General features: G+C 74.5%; 11 protein-coding genes. 8 read left to right on the forward strand and 3 right to left on the reverse strand.

All coding sequences use genetic code 11. The features are described 5' to 3' along the window. Positions 1-222 precede the first annotated feature (222 nt). The 3 genes from ACHZ99_RS30590 to ACHZ99_RS30600 form a co-directional block, all read right to left on the reverse strand. A complete protein-coding gene (locus ACHZ99_RS30590) occupies positions 223-1,401 on the reverse strand; it encodes a protein kinase domain-containing protein (RefSeq protein ID WP_420308074.1) in 1,179 nt (392 codons plus the stop codon). A 427-nt stretch (positions 1,402-1,828) separates the two neighbouring features. Beyond that, positions 1,829-2,623: an SAM-dependent methyltransferase gene (locus ACHZ99_RS30595; protein ID WP_420308075.1), complete on the reverse strand. Its 795-nt coding sequence runs from the start codon at positions 2,621-2,623 to the stop codon at positions 1,829-1,831. After that, positions 2,620-3,465 (reverse strand): helix-turn-helix domain-containing protein, encoded by an 846-nt coding sequence (locus ACHZ99_RS30600; protein WP_420308076.1) that lies wholly within the window; start codon positions 3,463-3,465, stop codon positions 2,620-2,622. Before ACHZ99_RS30600 ends, ACHZ99_RS30595 begins: the two co-directional genes overlap by 4 nt. A 512-nt stretch (positions 3,466-3,977) precedes the next feature. On the opposite strand from ACHZ99_RS30600, the gene ACHZ99_RS30605 reads away from it, so the two are divergent. The 8 genes from ACHZ99_RS30605 to ACHZ99_RS30640 all read left to right on the forward strand — a co-directional run bounded on the left by ACHZ99_RS30605 (position 3,978) and on the right by ACHZ99_RS30640 (position 16,017). Beyond that, positions 3,978-7,337: an ALF repeat-containing protein gene (locus tag ACHZ99_RS30605; RefSeq protein ID WP_420308077.1), complete on the forward strand. Its 3,360-nt coding sequence runs from the start codon at positions 3,978-3,980 to the stop codon at positions 7,335-7,337. Between the two features lie 108 nt (positions 7,338-7,445). Then, positions 7,446-7,940, forward strand: coding sequence for a hypothetical protein (locus ACHZ99_RS30610; RefSeq protein WP_420308078.1), 495 nt, complete (start codon positions 7,446-7,448; stop codon positions 7,938-7,940). 73 nt (positions 7,941-8,013) lie between these two features. Beyond that, positions 8,014-10,239, forward strand: coding sequence for a trypsin-like serine protease (locus tag ACHZ99_RS30615; RefSeq protein WP_420308079.1), 2,226 nt, complete (start codon positions 8,014-8,016; stop codon positions 10,237-10,239). A 132-nt stretch (positions 10,240-10,371) separates the two neighbouring features. Then, on the forward strand, positions 10,372-11,649 hold the full coding sequence (locus tag ACHZ99_RS30620; RefSeq protein WP_420308080.1) for an MFS transporter: 1,278 nt from the start codon (positions 10,372-10,374) through the stop codon (positions 11,647-11,649). Positions 11,650-11,800: 151 nt separating this feature from the next. Next, a complete protein-coding gene (locus ACHZ99_RS30625; RefSeq protein WP_420308120.1) occupies positions 11,801-12,823 on the forward strand; it encodes a FecCD family ABC transporter permease in 1,023 nt (340 codons plus the stop codon). 2 nt (positions 12,824-12,825) lie between these two features. Then, positions 12,826-13,623 (forward strand): ABC transporter ATP-binding protein, encoded by a 798-nt coding sequence (locus ACHZ99_RS30630; RefSeq protein WP_420308081.1) that lies wholly within the window; start codon positions 12,826-12,828, stop codon positions 13,621-13,623. Continuing rightward, positions 13,614-14,615, forward strand: a complete 1,002-nt coding sequence (locus ACHZ99_RS30635) for an ABC transporter substrate-binding protein (protein WP_420308082.1) — start codon at positions 13,614-13,616, stop codon at positions 14,613-14,615. Before ACHZ99_RS30630 ends, ACHZ99_RS30635 begins: the two co-directional genes overlap by 10 nt. A 127-nt stretch (positions 14,616-14,742) precedes the next feature. After that, complete coding sequence (locus ACHZ99_RS30640) at positions 14,743-16,017, forward strand: FAD-dependent oxidoreductase (protein WP_420308083.1); 1,275 nt, start codon at positions 14,743-14,745, stop codon at positions 16,015-16,017. Positions 16,018-16,080 lie beyond the last annotated feature (63 nt).

Genomic DNA, 16,080 nt, shown 5'->3' on the forward strand with positions numbered 1-16,080 from the left:
CCTCAGCGAGCCTTCCGTGGTTCCGGTGTGGCGTCGAGCGGACCCTCGCCCGAGCGGCGACCCCTCCGGCGAGGTCCACGTTCCCTCGACGCGGACCCCGCTGCCTGCCTTCTTAGCAGGTCAAGCGCAGTTTGCTGGTCCGGTGACGTGCACGGGCGCTCGTCGTTGTGCCGGGTTGTCGCCGTCGCTACATTACCGCCGCCTGGACTCGTGCCCTGGCCGTCAGCAGCGGCCGGGGCTGTACCAGGCGGTGAACGCAGGGCCGACCACCGTGGCGACGCGCATGCACACCGGGTGCTGCCCGAGCAGGTTGGTGACCTCGATGACCACGGCCGTCCCCTCCGGGCCGGAGGAGACCACGGTGCGGGCGTCGGAGGTGCGTAGCCGCAGCCAGCCGCTGTTGTCGTCGAGTGCCCGTTCAGCGGCCTCCGACGGCGACGCCTCGCCACCATCGGCAGAGCCCGAGGTCAGCTGGCGCGCGGCTCGATCGACCGCCCGCTCCACTTCCGCCTCGTCGTAAGCAGTCAGGGTCAGAAAGCCGCCGACCGCGACGAGGAGCGCGGCGGCGACCAGCAGGGTTCGCCTGCCGCGGCCCCGTCCCTTCCGGAACGTGCCGGCCGACGGGGCGGGGGCGCCGTGGCGGTCGGCACCGGGGAGCCTCGGCCGGGGCTCCATGGCGGGCGGCCCGCCTTGCCGCCCACCGGCGTCCGCGCGGGCAAGGGGCACGTCATCCGCCGACGGCGGCGCGCTCGTCCTCAGCTCCGCCAGAGCGGCGGCAGCCTCGGCGGCGCTGGATGGCCGGTCGGCCCGCTCCCGGGCCATCAGGGTGAAGACCACGTCGTCCACCTCGACCGGCAGCCCGCGCACCGCGCGGCTGGGCCGAAGCGGCAGGCTCTCCCGGTGCTGCTCGACCACCTCGGCCACCGTGCCGGTGTACGGCGGCCGGCCGACCAGTACCTCGTACAGCACGGCACCCAGCGCGTACAGATCACCGGCCGGAGTGGCCGGTGATCCGTCGCCGTGTTCCGGCGCGAGGTAGAGCACCCTTCCCGTGGCCGGGGCGTTTCCTTCGGCGTCGGTGGCCGGGGCGAAGTCTCCGAGCCCGGCGTCCAGGACGGTCACCGTCACCTCCTCGGCGGCCTCTTCGATCAGCACGCCGGCGGGCTGGAGGCTGCCGTGCGCCAGGCCCGCGGCGTGCACCTCGGCCAGTGCGGCACCTATCTGCTCGGCCACGGCCAGCGCCCGGCGCCAGCCGATCCGGCCCGGTTCACCCTGTAACTGCCCCAGGGGGCGGCCCGTCAGCGGCTCCCACACCAGGTATCCGCGGCCGCCCGGGCCGGCCGGTTCGGTGACGCCGTGGCCCCGCAGGGAGGTCAGGTACGGGCTGTCCAGCCCGGCCAACGCAGCGGCAGTAAGGTGGCCGCGGCGCCGGTCGTCGGTCCGGCCGCGGGGCAGGTCGACGGTCGGCCCGGGCTCAGCGGGGCGGGCGGTGTCGCGCGGCCTACGGCCATTGCTTCCGCCCGCCGCGTTCAGTCGGTGCGGCCGCTCAGCCACGCGGGAGGTGGCGCAGGCAGCCAGTTCGGCGGCTGCGTCGGCCGATGGAGCCACATCGCGGCGATGCGCGTCGAGGGTTCGCAGGGCAGCCCGTCTCGGCCTGTGGTGCCGAGCTCGGTGGGACGCGGCGAGCGCGGCGTGCGGCGGGGCACGCGCAGCGCAGGTGCCTGACGTGGTCCGCCGCACCACTTGGTAGTGGGTCATCCTCGCCGGGGAGGCGGGCGGGCGATTCCCGGGGTGCCGCGCCCGCTCCGCGCCGTCCGTGGTCATGGGATCACGGGATCCGTGCCACGCCACCCCACCCCGCGCGCTCGGTGAGGCGGCCGGTGTTCGCGTCGGGCCGCCAGTTCGGCCAGGACACGAAGCCGGGTTCGACCAGATCGAGGCCCTCGAAGAAAGCCTTCGTCACCTCCGGTTCCCGCATGATGTAGGGAATGGCACCGGAGTTGTTGTATTCCTCCTGCACCGCACGGTGCTGGGGATCGCTGGCGGTGGAGTGGCTCAGGGACAGATAACTGCCGGAGGGGACCCGGGACACCAGACGGCGTACGAGGCCCAGGGCCTCGTCCCAGTCCACGATGTGCCCCAGCACGTCATTGCTGATCAGGGCGATGGGCTGGTTCAGGTCCAGGGTTTTCGCGGCGCCGTCGAGGACCAGGTCCGTGTCGCGCATGTCCGCGAGTACGTAGTCCATGGCCCCCTCTAACGTGCTGTCGCCCATGGCGTGAACGTGCAACAGGACGAGGGGGTCGTGGTCGACGTAGACCACGCGGCTCTCGGGCGCGATGCGCTGAACGATCTCGTGCGTGTTGTTGGCCGTGGGCAATCCGGCGCCGAGGTCGAGGAACTGGCGCATGCCGGCTTCCCGTGCCAGGTAGGTGACGGTGCGTACCAGGAAGTTCCGTGATTCCCGGGCCATCTGCGTCATGTCGGGGTACTTGGTGCAGTAGGCATCGCCGGCGGCCTTGTCGGCGGCGAACCAGTCCTTGCCGCCCAGCCAGTAGTTCCAGACGCGCGCGCTGTGGGGGACGGATACGTCAATGTGGTCGGGCTTGGTCGGTTCGGTCATGGCAGTACCTCTTTCCACTTGTGGGGATGGGACGCTGTGAGGCAGGAGTAGTCCAGGAGGGTGCGGTAGGCCGCCACGGCCGCGGGTTCCTGCACGACGTCGGCGGAGCCGGCCGGGCTTCCCTGCCGTACCACGTGGTCGGGGATCTCGGGCACGTCGACCCGGAAGAGGGTCAGGCTCGGGCATTCGGTCAAGACGTGCGGGGGTCCGTGGAGGGCGTGCACCTGCAACGTCGCCTCGCGCCGGCCGGCGGCGGACCGCAGTTTCCGCATCTGCCCGGCCATGATCTCCTCACCGCCCACGCGGGTGTGCAGCGCCGCGGCGGACATCAGGGCCCAGATATGTGTCTGCTGGGCACGCACCCGCTCCTGGCGCTCCATCAGGAACTCCGTTCGCCGGTCCCGGTCCGCGGGAGAGAGAAACGGCCACAGGGCGTCGAGAACGGCGCGGGCGTAGTCCGGTGTGCGCAGCAGTGCGGGAACGAGCGCCGGATCCCAGGTCCTGACCACACTGGCCGCGGATTCCACGCTCATCAGGTCGAGCTGCCAGGAGTCCATGACGGCACGCCACGGATGCCACCAGCCCGGCAAGTTGGCGGTCGCCAGCTTCCCGAGGATCTCCCGGATCTCCGCGGGGCCGGCCCCGTAGGCCCGAAGCAGCGTGTGGACCTGGCCCTCGTCCAGCGACGTCCGGGCCTGTTCGATCCGCCGGACGGTGGCGGGGTGAGCGCCGAGGGCGTCGGCCGCCTGACCCGGCGACAGCCCGGCGCGCTCCCGTAACTCCTTGAGCCGGGTGGCCAGGACGAGGTGCGCGACCGTCGGGCCAGACCTCTCTCGGGCCACGGGGCACCCTCTCCAGCAGTCTCCGCAACTTGCGGAGCCCGGTCACTCTGCATCTTGCAACCTCCGCGCGCAACCCTTTGAGCAGGTCCGACCACGGCGCGTGGCCGACAACCACAGTCACGCACCCCTCACATGTAGCCGAGCTGCTGGCGTCCCTCGGGGCGGAGAACCGGTTTCAGGGTGGGGTGGAAGCCGCCCGGCGCGGCTGGATCCCGCTCCCGCCCGGTACGGAGCAGACGCGCAGCACCGGCCGCGGCCGCTCGACCGGTCGCACACCGCGCCACGGGCTCCCGGCGCCCGCGCGGTACGGAACACGGAGCTGACGGCGCCCATCAGCGGCGGCCGCGGGCCTCCGCGCACGCGATCTCCCACCCGGCGTAATTGGCATGTACAGTCAGATCCCGTATCCCCCACAGGATGCGGCGGCGCGGACGCGACCGCGGCGGCCTGCCCTGTGGCTGGGACACCGCATCCTGACTCCCTGCCGACCGCCCATGGGAAGGATGCCCGTCATGTCCCACTCGTTATGGAACAGACGCAGGGTGCTCGCCACCCTCGCCGGCACCGCCGCCGCCCCCGTGCTGCCCGCCATCGCCACCTGGTCCGCCGTGCCGGCCCACGCCGCCGTCGCCGGCAGCGCGGACACCGGACTGCCCGACACCGAACGGGGCCGGGCAGTCTGGGCGTACAAGACCGGCGGGCGCCGGGTTCAGGAGGCGGCGGCCCTCGCGCTGACGGGGGGTCCGGCCGCGGTGTCCGCGTTCCTCGCCACCGAGCTGCCCGCGCTGCGGGCGGAGGACAACCGCTTCGCCATCGTCGCCGCGCTCCCCCGGGCCGGCCGGGCCGTGCAGACCTCGGCGGGCACCGCCCTGTCCGGCGGGGACGACGCGGTCACCGCCTATCTGGCGGGCGGTTTCCAGCCCTCCGTCATGGAGGATCTGCGGGTCGCGGTCACCGTCATCCTGAACAACTCCGGGGACACGGTGCGGCAGAAGGCCACGGAGGCCCTGGACGCGGGCACCGAGACCGCCCTGCGGGACTTCCTGGAGGACATCCAGTACACCGCCAAGAACGAGGACGAGCGGGTGGAGGTCGTCTACCTCCTCGCGACCGCGACGCCGTGGGTGAAGGAGTACGCGCAGCGCGCCCTGGACGACGGCTCGCCCGAGGCGATCCACCAGTTCCTCGTCTCCGGGCAGTACATCGCCCGCGCCCGGGACGAAGAGGCCGCGAAGATCGGGCAGCTGGTCGAGATCGTGGAGCGGGAGGGCGAGAAGGCCCGGCTCAATACGGAGCAGGCCCTCGCCGCCTCCGAGAAGGCGAAGGAGGCCGCCGCGAAGGCCAAGGCCGCCGCGCTGGAGGCCGCCGCGGAGGCCAAGGCCGCCGAAGGGGACGTACGCAGGTCGGCGCGGGCCGCGAACAACGCCGCCAGCGCCGCCCGCGGCGCCGCGAGCGCCGCCCGTACGGCCATCGCCGCGTCCCGGCAGGCGCAGAACGCCTCCCAGCGGGCCGCGCGGGCGGCGCAGGCGGCCGCTGCCGCCGCCGCGGCGGCGGGGCGCGCCGCCTCGCGGGCCTACCGGTCCGCCATCGCCGCGTCCAAGGACGCCTCGCAGGCGTCGGCCGCCCGCGCCGCGGCCGAGGGGGCCCGGGACGCCGCACGCCGGGCACGGACCGCGGCGGCGGCGGCCGACCAGGCCGCCATCGCCTCGTCGAAGGCGTCGTCGGCCGGGTCCGCCGCCGCGAGCGCGGCGCAGAACGCGGCCGCGGCGGCGAGTGCCGCCGCCTCCGCGGCCACGTCCGCGGGCGCCGCCCAGTCGCAGGCGGCGGCCGCCCGCCGGGCCGCCGCCGAGGCCAACGCCGCCGCCGCCCGGGCCACCCGGGCCGCGAGCACCTCGCAGGCGCTGTCGAACAGGGCGGCGGCCGCGGCACGCGTCGCACGCGACGCCGCCAACAGCGCGGCGGAGCACGCCGAGAACGCGGCGGACGCCGCGGAGGAGGCGGCCAGGCACGCGGGGGAGGCGATCGAGTACGCCAAGCGGTCCACCGCGTACGCGAACGCGGCGGTGCAGGCCGCCGACACGGCCTCCGACGCGGTCCGGGAAGCCCAGGAGGTCGAGCAGGCGGCCCGGGACGCCGACGCGGCGAAGCTGGCCGAGGACACCCGGATCGGTGTCGAGGAGGCCGGGGTGCTCGCGCAGGAGGAGGCGGCGGACACCCGGCTCCTGCAACGCGACCTCGACCGGTCGGCGAATACGTCGCAGGAGATCAAGGACCTGATCGCCGCCGCCGAGGCGGCGTACGGGTCCGGCGATACGGCCACGGCGGTCACCGAGGGCCGCAAGGCCGCCGTCAAGCTCCTGAACGCGACCGGCTCCTGGACCCGGGAGGCGGCCGAGTACGCGCTGTCCGGCACCGAGCACGACGTCCTCAACTGGATCGACGTGGACCGCCCGCTCGCCGAGCGCCAGGACGACCGGGAGAGCACCCTCACCCTGGCGCAGTCCGCCGTCTCCGAGGTGGTCGCGGCGGCCGCCACGGCGCTGGAGAGCACCGACCTCGACGCGCCGGCCGCGTTCCTGCGGGAGGGGTTCAAGGAGGCCGCGGCCGAGGAGTACCGCATCCAGATCGTACGGATCCTGGGCGCCGGCCCGGGGCGGGCCGTCCAGGCTGCGGCCCAGGCGGCGCTGGACGCGGGGTCGGCCGAGGCGATGCACCGCTTCCTCGCCTACGAGTGGGCGGAGGCGGTCAAGGAGGACGACCGGGTCGAGGTGGTCACGCTCCTCGACAGCGGCGGTCCGCACATGAAGGCCGCGTGCCAGATCGTGCTGGAGGGTTCGGCACGGATGCGGCGCGCCTTCGTGCTGAAGGACAAGTTCAACATCGCCCGGATCGACGAGGACCACGCGGCGCACGTGGCGGCCATGCGGGCCGCCATCGCCCACGCGGCCAGGGTCGCCGCCCAGGCGCAGCAGGACGCGGCGCTGGCCTCCAAGGCCGCGGCCGAGGCCCGGCAGGCGGCCGAGGAGGCCGCCGAGTGGGCGTCGAAGGCGCAGAACTGGGCGGAGGCCGCCGCGGACTCGGCGGCCCGGGCGGACCAGAACGCGGACGCCGCCGACGCGTCGGCGGCGGCGGCGAAGCGGTCGGCGCAGGCCGCGAAGGCCGCGGCGGCGACGGCGCGGGGCGCGGCCCGTACGGCCACCTACTCGGCCCGGCGGGCGGCGCGGTCGGCCAAGCAGGCGGTGTCGTCCGCGTTGCAGGCGCAGGCGTCCGCCACCGCCGCCAGGGCCTCCGCCGTGCAGGCCGGGAAGGACGCGCGGGCCGCCGCCGCGGCGGCCACCGAGGCGCACCAGATCTGGGCGGCGAAGCGGAAGGCCGAGCTCGAAGAGCAGGCGAGGGAACGGGAGCGGCAGCAGCGCGAGGCCGAGGAGCAGGGCGATCATCCCGCCGACGACCCGGAGAACGACGACGACGGCGACACCAAGTGGCTCGGCATGTGGCCGGAGGACATGTCCGACCCGAAGGACTGGGCGGAGGCCACGAGCCACTGGAGCACGGCGCTCGGCGCCTTCGCCGTCGTCTCGGGGGGCGTCGCCCTGTTCCCGCCGGCCGCGCCGATCGCCGGCCCCCTCGCGGTGGGCCTCGGCCTCGCCTCCTGGGGCATGCAGGGCGTCAGCGCCATCATCACCGGATTCGCGTACGGCTTCACCAGCGACCAGTTCTGGAAGGCGCTCGGCCAGGCCGCGATCCCGCCGATGCTGTCCAAGATCAGCAAGGCCGTCAGGCACATCGGGCTGGTCAGGGACGTCGGCAAGAAGGTCGTGGACATCGGCAGCGACGCCTATACCACCGTGATCGGCTGGGTCACCTGGTAACCGGCACCACCGTGCGGCACAGCCGCCGGCGGCCGCTGCGGACGATGCGGGCGCCGCACTTTCACTACTCGAACAGCACCGGTTGGCAGACCGGGGAAACGAGAGGCCATGAGGTTGATCAGGCGTGCCCTGATAACGGGGATTGTCGCGGCGGTGGTGGCGGCCGCCTACGCCGTCGCGGCACCGGCCGGGGAGCAGGACGTGTCCCCCGCTCCGGCGGCGGCGGGCGATCCGGGATACGCGGTGGAGAACTTCGCCTACCCGGACGCGGACCGGATCCAGCAGGAGCGCGGAATCCTGCTGAAGCGCGGCAACGGGCACATCGTGCTGTCCGCCGAATGCGGTGACGGCCTGCTGCGCGTATGGGCCCGCGGCAAGCCGGAGTTCTGTTTCGAGGTGACCGGCGACGCGGGTTATCTGTCGCTCGACCTGCCCGCGGTCTACACGGTCCGGGGGGTCGACTACGACACCACGATCACCATGACGGTCGACGAGGAGACCAAGACCTACGACATTCCCCGCAACCAGTGGGAGGCGGTCGGGGAGGGCGCCGATCCGGAACGGCGCGACCACACGCTGGTCGAGATCAGGACCAGTAAGTGACGGCGCCGTTCACGTGCGCCGGACACCGGCGCGGCCCGTACCGGATCCCCCGCACCCGACCGAGGAAGAGGTCATGAGACAACCCCGTACTCCCCGTAGCGCCCGCGGCGTGTGGGCCGCCCTCACCGCGTTCGCCACGGCGGCGCCGCTCGCGCTGGCCGCGTCCCCGGCCGCGGCCGTCGTCGGCACCCCGCAGGCGGACAACTCCTACGGCTTCACCGCGCGCCTCGTCGTCGGCGACTTCCAGCGCGGGTGCTCCGCGGCTCTCGTCGACCGGGAGTGGCTGCTCACCGCCGCCAGTTGCTTCGCCGACGACCCGGCCGCGGGCATCGCCGTCGCGCCGGGCAAACCGGAGGCCAGGACCGTGGCCACCATCGGCCGCACCGACGTCTCCGACACGTCCACCGGCCAGGTGCGCGACGTCGTCGAGCTGGTGCCCTACGCCGGCCGCGACGTGGTGCTCGCCCGGCTCGCCCGGCCGGTGTCCGGCATCGCCCCGGTGCCCGTCAGCGCCACCGCGCCCGCCGCGGGCGAGGAGCTGCGGGTGGCGGGCTACGGCCGTACCGGCACGGCCTGGGCCCCGGACAAGCTGCACACCGGCGCCTTCACCGTCGACGCGGTCGGCACCCCCGACCTCACCCTGGCCGGCGCGGACGGCGCCGCCGTCTGCGCCGGCGACACCGGCGGCCCCGCCCTCCGGGTGGCGAACGGCGGCGCCGAACTCGTCGCGCTCAGCTCCCGCTCGTACCAGGTCGGCTGCTTCGGCGTCGACACCGCGGACGGCACCCCGAACACCGCGGTCAGCGCCCGCGTCGACGACCTGCGCGGCTGGGTCGAGGACACGGTCGGCCGCCCGCGGTACACCGACTTCAACTGCGACGGCGCCGAGGACGTCGCGATCGCCGACCCCCAGGTCACGGTGGGCGGCGCCGCCAACGCCGGCGTCGTACGCGTCGTCCTCGGCGGCGGCAGGGGCACCGCCGAGATCAGCCAGAACCTCGACGCCGTCCCGGGCGGAGCCGAGGCGAACGACCGGTTCGGCAGCGCCCTGGCCACGTACGACCAGAACGAGGACGGCTGCACCGACCTCGTCGTCGGCATCCCGTACGAGGACCTCGGCGGCGCGGACGCCGGCATGGCCAGCCTCCTCTACGGCGCCCCGGGCGGCCTGACCACCGGAAAGGCGTCGGTCAACTACGAGCAGGGTTCCGGCCCCGGCGACATCGGCGCGTCCCTGCGCGAGGCCGGCGACCGGATGGGCGCCGCGCTGGCCGCCGGGCACACCACCGCGGGCGAGCCCTACCTGGTCATCGGGGCCCCCGGGGAGGACATCGGCTCCGGCAGCACGGCCGACGCCGACGCCGGCACGGCCTACTACCTGCGGGGCACCGTCAACCAGGGGCTCGCCCAGGGGCGGGACGGGGTGTCCGGCGGGCCGGAGCCGGGCGACGACTTCGGTGCGACCGTCGCGGCCACGCCGCAGCACATCGCGATCGGCGTACCGGGCGAGGGCCTCGGCAGCGCGGCCGAGGCGGGCGGGGTGCAGTTCTTCGAGCACACGCTGTCCACGGCCGGGGTCCCCAACCCGATCGGGGTGGTGAACCAGGACCAGGACGACGTCACCGGCGCCGGTGAGGCCGGCGACCGGTTCTCCGACGGCCTGGCCGGGGTCCCCTACCGGCCGGCGGGCTCCGCCGCGGCCACCGACTCGGTCTTCTTCGTCGGCGCGCCCGGTGAGGACGTGACAGTCGACGGCGTCGGCCACGTGGACTCCGGCGGCGTCTTCAACATCCGGGTGACCGCGGCCGGCGCCATCAGCCAGCACAGCACCATCTGGCAGGGGCACGCCGGCGTCGCCGGGGGTCCGGAGAACGGCGACCGCTTCGGCGCGACGTTCGCCGCGGCGAACACCAGGCCGAAGGCGCTCAGTTCGGCCGACAACATCGCGCTGGCGGTCGGCGCTCCCGGGGAGGACCTCGGCGGGATCGCGAACACCGGCGCCGTCCAGACGTTCGCTCCGCTGTGGTCGCCGGGCGACTCGGACCGCTGGATCCAGGCGGGCTCCGCCGGGCTGCCCGGCAGCCTGGGCGCCGATCAGCGGGTGGGCGCCCATATCCAGGCCACCGGCGGCCGCCTGTACATCGGCATGCCCTACGGCCCGTCCGCGTACGGCGCCATGCACGCGCTGCCCTGGCCGAACGTACGCGGCTGGCCGGACACCTCCGCCGTGACCAGCTACGAGCCCGGCGCGAACGGCCTGCCGGCCGTGGGCACGCGCTTCGGGTGGGCCATGCGGTGACCCGCCCGGCGCCCCGTACGGCGTGACGAAGGGCCCCGCGCACACCCGGGTGTGCGCGGGGCCCTTCTGTGCCGGAGTCCCGCACTGCCGCGCGGCCTCCGCGATGCCTTAGGGTGGCCGCCGGAGAGTGTAATGATAACTATTTTCATCAAGGGGAGGGCGCCGCGCGCGCCCGGGGCGGGCGGGCGTTCGGTCCTGCGCGACGTGGCGTTCCTGCGGCTGTGGTGCGGCGCCACGGCGTCCGGGCTGGCGACCTGGGCGCTGCCGTTCGTGCTCGGCCTGGCCGTGCTGGAACGGGTGCTGACGGCGGCGGACCTGGGGCTGCTGCTGGCCGCCCGCACCGCCGGCTTCCTCGCGGCGGTGCCGGTCGGCGGGGTGCTCGCCGACCGGTATGCGCGCCGCGCCGTGGTGCTGTGGTCCGGGCTGGCCGCCGCCGCGGCCGCGCCGCTGCTCGCCGCGGGGCTGGGCCGGTCGCCGGCGCTGGCGGCCGCGGCGGCCGCGGTGACCGGCGCCGGCCAGGGCGCCTGCCGGCCGGCGTTCCAGGCGCTGACCGCCGAGGTCGTCGACGAGGGGCGCAGGCAGCAGGCCAACGCCGCGACGACGCTGGCGGTCCGGGTCACCACGCTGGCCGGCCCGGGGCTGGCGGTGCTGCTCGCGGCGGTCCTGCACGTCCGCGGCCTGCTGCTGGGCCTCGGGGCGCTGTGGCTGGTCGCCGCGCTGCTGCCGGGCAGCGGCGCCGGGGGCAGGCCCCGGACGGCCGCCACCGGCCGGGTCTCCTTCGCCGGGGAGTTCGCCGAGGGGGTGCGCGAGGCGCGCCGCCACCCGTGGTTCGTCGCCGGCCTCGGCGCGCTGGCCGCCGTCATCTTCACCGGCTACTCCGCCACCGGCGTCGCCCTGCCGCTGGTCAGCCGGGACCGCTACGGCAGCGAAGCGGTGCTCGCCGCCGCGCTGTCCGCCTACACCGCCGGGGCGCTCGCCGGCGCCGTGGCCGTCGCCCGCTGGCGGCCCCGCGCGCCGGGCTGGACGGCGCTCGCCGCACTCGCCGGGTACGGGGCGGCGCCGCTGAGCCTGGTGTTCCCCGTCCACCCGGCCGTGGTGATCGCCGCCTACGCCGTCGCCGGCCTCGGCATCGAGCTGTTCAATGTGCCCTGGTTCACCGCCGTCCAGCGCGAGGTCGCCCCGGAGCGGCTGGCCCGCGTCTCCTCGCTGGACTTCCTCGTCTCCTACGGCCTGGCCCCCGTCGGCCTGGCGCTCATCGCGCCGGCCGTCGGCGCGTTCGGCACCGGGCCGGTGCTCGCCGGCTGCGCGCTGGTCTGCTTCCTCGCCCCCGCCACCGCGGCCCTGACCCCGTCCGCCCGGGACTTCTCCGGCCGCCGGGCCCGGGTGCGCCGGGGGGTGGATCAGGCGTGATATAAAAATGGCAATCATTTCCAATAAGAGCGAAGGGGCGGCGGGTGACGTCGTGATACGCACCTCGGCAACGGACGCGGGGCCGACCGCGCCGGCCGGAAAGGACCCGGCGGCGCCGGGCCGGCGGACGGCGGCGTCCCGCACCGGCCTGGTGGCCCTGTGCGCCGCGCTGCTCGTCGTGCTGCCGGTGTCGGTGGTCGTGGCCATCGGCCTCGGGCCCGCGACGATCGCCCCCGGCGACACCGCCCGCCACCTGTGGGCGGCCCTCACCGGAGGGCGGGTCGCCGCGGGCGAGGTGACGGAGTACCAGATCGTCTGGCAGATCCGTACGCCCCGGGTGCTGCTGGCGGCGCTGGTGGGCGCGGGGCTCGCCACCATGGGCGTCGCCGTACAGGCGCTGGTGCGCAACGCGCTGGCCGACCCGTTCATCCTGGGCGTCTCCTCGGGAGCGTCGGTCGGCGCCGTGGCCGTCTCGGTCACCGGCGGCCTCGCCGCCCTGGGCATCTACGCCGTCTCCGCCGGCGCCTTCCTCGGCGCCCTGGCCGCGTCCGCGCTGGTGTACGCCGCCGCGGTCGGCCGGGGCGGTGCGCTGGCGCCGCTGCGCCTGGTGCTCACCGGTGTGGCGCTGGCGCTCGGCTTCCAGGCCGTCATGAGCGTGATCGTCTACTTCGCCCCGGACAGCGAGGCCACGGCCACCGTCCTGTACTGGACCATGGGCAGCTTCGGCGCCGCCACCTGGGGGGCGTTGCCGGTGGTGGCCGGCGCCGTGCTGCTGGGCGTGCTCGTGCTGCACCGCGGCGGCCGGGCCCTGGACGTGCTGGCGCTGGGGGACGAGAGCGCGGCGAGCCTGGGCGTCAGCCCCGACCGCTACCGCAGGGTGCTGCTGGTGCTGGTCGCGCTGGTGACCGGGGTGATGGTGGCGGTCAGCGGCGCGATCGCCTTCGTCGGGCTGGTCATGCCGCACGTGGTGCGCATGGCCGTGGGCGCCTCGCACGCGCGCGTGCTGGCCGTCGCGCCCCTGGCCGGGGCGGTGTTCATGGTCTGGGCCGACCTGGCGGCCCGGACGCTGGTGGCGCCCCGGGAACTGCCGCTCGGCGTGATCACCGCGCTGGTCGGCGTGCCGGTGTTCATCGTCCTGATGCGCCGCAAGGGCTACGTGTTCGGAGGCGGTTGACGATGGAGCTGACGCTGGACGGGATCTCGGTGGTCACCGACGGCCGGAGCCTGGTGCGCGAGCTGTCCCTGACCGCCGGGGACGGCGAGGTGGTGGGCCTGGTCGGCCCCAACGGCAGCGGCAAGTCCACCGCGCTGAAGTGCGTCTACCGGGCGCTGCGCCCCACCGCCGGCACCGTACGGGTGGGCGGGGACGACCTCGCGCGGCTGGGGATGCGGCACAGCGCCCGGCGGATCGCCGCCACCACCCAGGACGGCACCGTCGAACTGGACTTCACCGTCGCCGAGGTCGTCGCGCTCGGACGTACCCCGCACCTGCGCGGCAACCAGCCGCTCAGCCGCCGCGAGCGCGAGCTGTGCGACGACGCGATGGCCCGTCTCGACATCCGCCACCTCGCCGGGCGCAGCGTGCTGACGCTGTCCGGCGGCGAGCGGCAGCGCGTGCTGCTCGCCCGGGCGCTCGTGCAGGAGCCGGAGGTCCTGGTGCTGGACGAGCCGACCAACCACCTCGACGTACGCCACCAGGTCGAGCTGCTGTCGTACCTGCGGGGCTCCGGCCTCACCGTGCTCGTCGTGCTGCACGACCTCAACCTCGCCGCCCTGGCCTGCGACCACCTCGGCGTGCTCGCCCACGGCCGGCTGGTGGCCGCGGGGCCGCCCGCGCGGGTGCTCACCGCTGAGCTGGTCGCGGCCGTCTTCGGCGTCGCCGCGGACGTCGTCCCGCACCCCCTCACCGGTGCCCCGCAACTCCTCTACTCCCTCGATCGACCCGTTGTGAAAGGCGTCCCCTCATGCCCGTGACCCCGTCCCGCCGGCCCGGCGCCCTGCTCGCCCCGGCCCTCGCCGCGACGCTGCTGCTCGCCGGCTGCGGCGCCGACGTCGACTCCGGCACCGGGAACGCCCGCACGGTCACCGTCGACCGCTGCGGCGAGCCCGTCGAGTACACCCGGCCGCAGCGCGCGGTCGCCTACGAGGGCGGCAGCGCGGACAAGCTGTTCATCCTCGGCCTGACCGAGCACGTGCACGGCTACGTGATGCCGCCGGCGAACCCGCCCGTGACCGAGTCGCCGTGGGCCCCGGAGTACGCCAAGGTGAAGATGCTCAGCGACGACCTGCTCAACAAGGAACTCGTCGTGGAGGCGAAGTCCGACTTCGTCGTCGCCGGCTGGAACTCCGGCTTCAGCGACGAGCGCGGCATCACCCCCGAGATCCTCGACCGGCTCGGGATCCAGAGCTTCATGCACACCGAGACCTGCTACAACTACCCCGGACACCCCCAGCGGGTCACGCCGTTCGAGGCCCTCTACAGCGACCTGGAGCGGCTGGGGAGGATATTCGGCGTCGAGGACAGGGCGGACGAGGTGGTGGCCGGGCTGAAGCAGCGGGTCCGGGCCGTCGCCGAGCGGGCGCCGGAAGGCGACCCGGTGCCCGTCTTCCTCTACGACTCCGGCACCGACCAGGCCTTCACCGCCGGCAGCCAGGTCCCGCCCACCGACATCATCGCCGCCGCCGGGGGCCGCAACGTCTTCGCCGACCTGGACGAGCGCTGGACCCAGGTCGGCTGGGAGGCGGTCACCCGGTCCGAGCCCGAGGTCGTCATCATCCTCGACTACGGCGACCAGCCCGCGCAGGAGAAGATCGACTTCCTCAAGTCCTCGCCCCACACCCGGCATCTGCCCGCCGTCCGGAAGGGCAACTTCTTCATCCTCGACTACAACGAGGGCATCAGCGGGCCGCGGAACATCGACGGCCTGGAGAAGTTCGGGCGTTACCTGCGCGAACTGAAGAGCTGAGCCGCCCTCCCCGGGACCGCACCGGCTCCCCCGGCGGCGTCAGCCGGGGGTCAGCGGCCCGTAAGAGCCCTCCTGCACACTCGTCGCGACCGGAGACAGCCGCCGGAGCCCCACGGGCCGGCGTCGCGTGTGCCGGCGCTACCGACTGCGGGAGGACGGAAGCTTGGAGCGCACCACGTGTTGCGTGGCGGGGGGCGGGCCGGCGGGCATCATGCTCGGGTTGCTCCTTGCCAGGGCGGGCGTCAAGGTGACGGTGCTGGAAAAGCACCGGACCTTTCTGAGGGACTTCAGGGGGGACACCGTCCACCCTTCGACGCTGCGGCTGCTGGACGAACTCGGCCTGGGGGAACGGTTCGCGGAGCTGTCGAGCAGCAGACTCCGGGAGATGCGGGTGGAGATCGACGGCACCCCCGTCGTCGCCTCCGACTTCGGGCGCGTACCCGGCCGGCACAAGTACCTCGCGATCGTCCCGCAGTGGGACTACCTCAACCTGATCGCGACCGCCGCCGCCGAAGAGCCGACCTTCGAGCTGCGGATGTCCACCGCCGCCACCGGCCTGACGTTCGGCAGGGGCGGCCGGGTCACCGGCGTACGCTACGAGCGGGCGGACGGCACGACGGGCGAGATCGCCGCGGATCTGACCGTCGCCTGCGACGGGCGCGACTCGGTGGTCCGGGAGGCGGCGGGGCTGCGCCCCGACTGGCGCCACGTCCCCATGGACCTCTGGCAGATACGCGTCCCCAGCCCGAACGCCCACGCGGACGGGCACGTGACCGCGAAGCTCGGCGGCGGTCAGATCGGCATGACCATGGACCGGGGCGGCTACTACCAGACCTGGTACGTGATCGAGAAGGGCCGCGACCGGGAGCTGCGGTCCCAGAACATCGAGCACTTCCGGGAGCGGCTGGCCGGGCTGTTCGGCTGGACGGACGGCGAGACCGACGCGGTGCTGGACTGGGACGAGGTGAAGCTGCTCGACATCACGATGGGGCGGCTGCGCCGCTGGTACCGCGAAGGTCTGCTGTGCATCGGGGACGCGGCGCACATCATGACGCCGGCGGGCGGCTTCGGCGTGAACCTCGCGGTGCACGACGCGGTGGCCGCCGCCCGGCTGCTGGCCGGCCCGCTGCACCGGGGCACCCTCACCTCCGCGGATCTGGCGCGGGTCCAGAAGCGGCGGCAGCTACCGGCGAGGGCGGCGCAGAAGTTGCAGTCGGTCGAGCACGAGATGCTGCTGAAGCCCGCCTTGGAGGGCACCATCAGCAGCGAACGGATGCCGCTCCTGTTCCGGCTGTTGCAGCGGATGCCCGCGCTGCGGACGGCGACCGCGTACATCGGCGGGTTCGGTCTGCGGTCCGAGCACGCCCCCGGCTTCGCCCGCAGGGACGCCCGGGCGCGCTGACGCGGTCGCCCCGGCCCCGCGCAGGACCCCGGCGGCCGGGCCGCCGGGGTCGCGGGGGTTCGC

Source organism: Streptomyces sp. MAR4 CNX-425, from assembly GCF_048656465.1.
Taxonomy (GTDB): Bacteria; Actinomycetota; Actinomycetes; order Streptomycetales; family Streptomycetaceae; genus Streptomyces.

Coding starts and splice junctions, on each gene's coding strand:
- ACHZ99_RS30610 (WP_420308078.1), top strand. CDS start 7,446: ATGAGGTTGATCAGGCGTGCCCTGATAACGGGGATTGTCGCGGCGGTG.
- ACHZ99_RS30595 (WP_420308075.1), bottom strand. CDS start 2,623: ATGACCGAACCGACCAAGCCCGACCACATTGACGTATCCGTCCCCCAC.
- ACHZ99_RS30615 (WP_420308079.1), top strand. CDS start 8,014: ATGAGACAACCCCGTACTCCCCGTAGCGCCCGCGGCGTGTGGGCCGCC.
- ACHZ99_RS30620 (WP_420308080.1), top strand. CDS start 10,372: ATGATAACTATTTTCATCAAGGGGAGGGCGCCGCGCGCGCCCGGGGCG.
- ACHZ99_RS30635 (WP_420308082.1), top strand. CDS start 13,614: ATGCCCGTGACCCCGTCCCGCCGGCCCGGCGCCCTGCTCGCCCCGGCC.
- ACHZ99_RS30630 (WP_420308081.1), top strand. CDS start 12,826: ATGGAGCTGACGCTGGACGGGATCTCGGTGGTCACCGACGGCCGGAGC.
- ACHZ99_RS30605 (WP_420308077.1), top strand. CDS start 3,978: ATGTCCCACTCGTTATGGAACAGACGCAGGGTGCTCGCCACCCTCGCC.